Here is a 4,761-nt window from a genome sequence, read left to right as displayed (position 1 = left end):
CCGACCCCAAGAAAGGCCGGCGATGACTTCGCTGCTCGCGCTGATCGCAGACCGTCCCTCGTTCGCGCTGCTCGCCCGTGACCCGGGCACCGTCGAGGTGCTGCTCGGCGACGTCGTCGACGTGGACGTCCTCGCCGACATCCCGCTGGCGGGCACCGATGGCACGCCCCGCGAGGTGCTGGCGCTCGTGCCGTACCGGCAGGTGCGCGAGCGCGGCTTCGCCTGCCACGACGACGGCGCCCCACTGCGCTGCCTCGTCGTCGACGAGCACGCCACCATCGAGCGGGATGCCGCCATCGCGGAGCTGCCGACCGCGCCCGTCCCCCTCACCGACCCCGGATTCGACCTGTCCGACGAGGAGTACGCGGCGATCGTGCGGCGCGTGATCTCCGACGAGATCGGGCATGGCGAAGGCGCCAACTTCGTGATCCGCCGCGACTTCACGGCGGGGGTCGACGCCGACCCGCTGACGGCCGGGCTCACCTGGTTCCGCGCCCTGCTCGAGCACGAGCGCGGCGCCTACTGGACGTTCCTCGTGGTCACGCCCGGGCACATCGCCGTGGGCGCGAGCCCGGAGGCGCACGTCGTCGCGCGCGACGGCATCGTCACGATGAACCCCATCTCGGGCACGTTCCGGCATCCCGCGGGCGGGTCCACGGTCGAGACGCTCAGCGAATTCCTCCGGTCGACGAAGGAGACCGAGGAGCTGTTCATGGTGGTCGACGAGGAGCTCAAGATGATGAGCGCCGTCTGCTCCGACGGGGGGCGCATCACCGGGCCGCACCTCAAGGAGATGTCGCGGCTCACCCACACCGAGTACATGCTGCGCGGACGCAGCCGCCTCGACCCCCGCGACATCCTGCGCGAGACGATGTTCGCCCCGACCGTCACCGGCTCTCCCATGCAGAACGCCTGCACCGTCATCCAGCGCCATGAGAAGGCACCGCGCGGGTACTACTCGGGCGTCGCCGCGCTGTTCACCCCGCGGGATACGCTCGCGGTCGGCGAGCAGAGCCACGATCTGGATGCACCGATCCTCATCCGCACCGCGTACCTCGTCGACGGACGCCTGCGCGTGCCGGTCGGCGCGACCCTGGTGCGCCACTCGGACCCGGACGGCGAAGTCGGCGAGACGCACGGCAAGGCTGCCGGCGTGCTCGGCGCGATCGGCGCCGTGCCGCGCGACGGGGACGACACCGATGCCCCCGCGGCCCCCCGCCCGCAGCTCGCCTCCGACCCGGAGATCGCGGCGCTGCTGGCATCCCGGAACTCCCGCCTCGCCCCGTTCTGGCTCAACCCGCAGGGCGCCGAAGGACCCCGCCCGCTGTCGGGGCGCACTGCCCTGGTCGTCGACGCCGAGGACCGCTTCACGACGATGCTCGCGCACCAGCTGCACCACCTCGGTCTCGACGTGCGGATCCGGCCGTGGAGCGAGGTGACCGACGCCGACATCGACGGCGCCGAGCTCGTCGTGTCCGGCCCCGGCCCCGGAGACCCCCGCGACCCGGACAGCACCCGCATGCGGCGGATGCGCCAGGTCGTGTCCCGGCGGATGGACGCCGGCGCGCCGTTGCTGGCGGTGTGTCTCAGCCACCAGATCCTCGCCGACCGCCTGGGGCTGGAGCTGCTGCCGCTGCAGACGCCGCATCAGGGGCTGCAGAAGACCGTGCCCGTGTTCGGCGAGGACGTCTCGATCGGCTTCTACAACACGTTCAGCGCGCATGTGGAGCCCGGCACCACGACGGTGGGAGTGGCCGAGGTGGCATCCGATCCCGAGACCGGCGACGTCTACGCGCTGCGCGGGCCCGGCTTCGCATCGGTGCAGGGGCACCTGGAGTCGATCCTGTCCCGCGACGGCCTGGAGACCCTGCAGCGCCTCGCCGAGCACGCCCTGGGCCTGACCTCCTGACGACCTCTGCTCGCCGAGCGTCGGGTCTCCCCTCCTCCCGGTCGTCGACCGAGCGGAGCGAGACGAAACGCTGCTACGGGTTCAGCAGGCTGACCGGGTTCACCAGGTCGGCGAGGATCAGCACCCCGCCCATCACGACGAGCAGCACCACCACGACGAAGGTGACCGGCACGAGCCGAGTGGCATCCACCGGCTTCGGCGGCGGCCGGCGGAACAGCCGCGCCCAGGCGCGCTTGACGCCGTCCCACAGGGCGACGACGACGTGTCCGCCGTCGAGCGGCAGCAGCGGCACCAGGTTGAAGACGAAGAGCGCGATGTTGAGCGATGCGAGCAGGCTCAGGAACCCGGCGATGCGGTTCGAGACCGGCACGTCCGCGGATGCCACCTCACCGGCGAGCACGCCGGCGCCGACGATCGACATGGGGCTGTCGGCGGATCGCTGGCCGCCCGTGAACACGGTGGCGGCCGTGTCGTAGACCTTCACCGGCATCTGCCAGATGAGCCCGGCGACCTGGGAGACGTTCTGGAAGGCGGCCTGGGGACCGGCGGACAGAGGCTGACGCTGGATGGCGGAGGTCGGTGCGATGCCGACGAACCCGACGTTCTCGGTCTTGGCGGACCCGTCGGCGTTGCGCTGCGCGACCCCCTGCGCGTCGACGACCTGCCGCTGCGCGAGCATCGGGGTCACCTCGAGGGTGACGTGCTGTCCGGCGCGGTCGACGACGAAGGTGAGCTCGCGATCCGGCGAGCGCTGGATGATGCGGGAGGCCTGGTCGAACGTCGTGATCGGGGTGCCGTCGATGGACTCGATCGTGTCGCCGGCTTTGATCCCGGCCTGCGCCGCCGGCGCGGCGGGGTCGCTCGCCTGGCACGTGGTGCGGTTCGCGGATGCCGGGATGACGCACCGGCTCACCGACGACACCGTGGTCGTCGCGGTGGCGACCCCGAAGCCGCTGAAGACGATCGCGAACAGCACGATCGCCAGGAGCAGATTCATGATCGGTCCGCCGAGCATGATGATGACGCGCTTGTAGACCGGCAGCTTGTAGAAGACGCGATCGTCGTCTCCGTCGGCGATGGTCTCGTCGTTGGTGGCGCGGGCGTCCTGCACCATCGTGGCGAAGAACCCGCCGCCCGCACGCCCGTCCCCGGTGCCCTTCGGGGAGGGCGGGTACATGCCCGCCATCGAGATGTAGCCGCCGAGCGGGATCGCCTTGACGCCGTACTCGGTCTCGCCCCGGCGACGGGACCACAGCGTGGGACCGAAGCCGATCATGTACTGGCCCACCCGCACGCCGAACAGCTTCGCCGGGGTGAGGTGGCCGAGCTCGTGCAGTGCGATGGACACGGCAAGGCCCACCACCATGAGGATGATCCCGATGATGAAGGCGATGACTGTCACCCCTCCAGGGTACGTGGCAGGGCTTTGAGTCGGCCGAACAGTAGGCTGGAGCGGATGCGACCGGTGACAGTCAGACAGGCGCGGGCTCTCCGCGCCGTCGCGGCGTCGGCGCTGACCGCCCTGCTCGCGGCAACTGCGCACACGCTGGGCGGTGGCGGCGCCCCCGCGCCGGACGTCGTGCTCGTGGCAGCCCTCCTCGCGATGCCGGTGGCCCTCGCGTTCAGCGGCCGCAGGCCGAGCATCGTCCGCACCGCGCTCGCCGTCATCGGCGCGCAGGTCGTCTACCACGTCGTCTTCGCGCTGTTCGGCATGTCGGTCGCGTTCACCGGCCAGACGATGATGCACATGCACGCGGCGCCCGCCCCGGTCGCCCGTCTCGCGTCGACGGCGGCAGCCGCCGAGCCGCTCATGGGTCTCTTCGAACCGGCGATGCTCGCGATGCACGCCGCCGCAGCGCTCATCACGGTCGCGCTGCTCACGCACGGCGAGCGGCTGCTCCGGGCGATCGCCGGCACCGTGCTGCCGCGGCTGCTGCGCCGGACCTTCCGGCCCCTCGCCGTCCGCACCGCCGCGCCGTCCACGGTCGCGCAGGTCGTATGCATCGTGCGGCATGCGTTCTCCGGAGTGCGCCGCCGCGGTCCCCCGGCCTTCTGCTGACGACGTCGCCCGTGTGCGGGGACGTCGTCCTGCGTCGTCCCTGAAGCACCCGGATGCCCGCGCCTGCGGGCTCCGATCGTGGCGTGCCTGCCTCGCGCCGTCGCGCCACGGCGAAACGAGAGATCCCTCATGAACCGCATTTCCCCGCGTCCGTCCCCCGTCCGTTCCCGTCGTGCCGTCATCGCGGCAGCCGGCATCCTCGCGGGCGGCGTGCTCGCCGTCGCCGCACCGCTCGCGGCATCCGCCCACGTCGAGGTGAGCCCCGTCACCGCACCTGCCGGCGGCACCACGCGCCTCACCTTCCAGTTCCACCACGCGTGCGACGCCTCGCCCACCACGGCCCTGGTCATCACGATCCCGGACGGCGTCGCCAGTACCATGCCGGTCTACGAAGGCGGGTGGACGATCAAGCGCACCCTCGGTGCGAACGGTCTGCCGACCCAGGTCACCTTCACCGCCGACAGCCCCATCCCCACGGAGACCTCCGCCTCGGTCGCCATGGACGTGCTCTTCCGCTCGACCGACACGGGGAAGCGCATCGCCTTCCCGGTCGTGCAGAAGTGCGTGTCCGGCAGCACCGCATGGGTGCAGATCCCCGAGTCCGGGCAGGACCCGGAGTCGCTGGCCAACCCCGCCCCCGCCGTCACGATCGGCCCGAAGGGACTGGGCGACGAGGACGACGTCGACGGGCCCGTCGCATCCGCGTCGCCGAGCGTGACCGCGAGCCCGGCCTCCGCAAGCTCGCCCACCGCGGCCGCCGAGCCCGACCCGGTGGCCCGCTGGCTCGGCGCCG

Annotated in this window: 4 protein-coding genes; 3 read left to right on the top strand and 1 reads right to left on the bottom strand. The window is 71.9% G+C overall.

Annotated features, from left to right (window positions below):
• The first annotated feature begins 22 nt into the window (after positions 1-22).
• Positions 23-1,909 carry an anthranilate synthase family protein gene (locus VJR25_RS14760; RefSeq protein ID WP_324116344.1) on the top strand — a complete coding sequence of 629 codons (1,887 nt, stop codon included), beginning with the start codon at positions 23-25 and terminating at the stop codon, positions 1,907-1,909.
• A 73-nt stretch (positions 1,910-1,982) separates the two neighbouring features.
• Here the strand turns inward: VJR25_RS14760 and VJR25_RS14755 are convergent, their stop codons facing one another.
• A complete protein-coding gene (locus tag VJR25_RS14755; protein WP_324116342.1) occupies positions 1,983-3,311 on the bottom strand; it encodes a site-2 protease family protein in 1,329 nt (442 codons plus the stop codon).
• Positions 3,312-3,374: 63 nt separating this feature from the next.
• Between VJR25_RS14755 and VJR25_RS14750 the strand changes: the two genes are divergently transcribed.
• Together VJR25_RS14750 and VJR25_RS14745 are read left to right on the top strand one after the other, a co-directional pair.
• Positions 3,375-3,968, top strand: coding sequence for a hypothetical protein (locus VJR25_RS14750; RefSeq protein WP_324116340.1), 594 nt, complete (start codon positions 3,375-3,377; stop codon positions 3,966-3,968).
• A gap of 129 nt (positions 3,969-4,097) precedes the next feature.
• Positions 4,098-4,761: DUF1775 domain-containing protein (locus tag VJR25_RS14745; protein ID WP_324116338.1), on the top strand; the 664-nt coding region annotated here is incomplete at its 3' end.

Origin of the sequence: Microbacterium sp. (genome assembly GCF_035277845.1) — a bacterium.
Classification (GTDB): Bacteria; Actinomycetota; Actinomycetes; order Actinomycetales; family Microbacteriaceae; genus Microbacterium.
The sequence above is the reverse complement of the archived record's forward strand: the minus strand, read 5'-3'. Positions and strand labels throughout refer to the sequence as shown.

Excerpts from the sequence above, each read along its gene's own strand:
- VJR25_RS14760 (WP_324116344.1), top strand. The coding sequence starts at position 23 with ATGACTTCGCTGCTCGCGCTGATCGCAGACCGTCCCTCGTTCGCGCTG.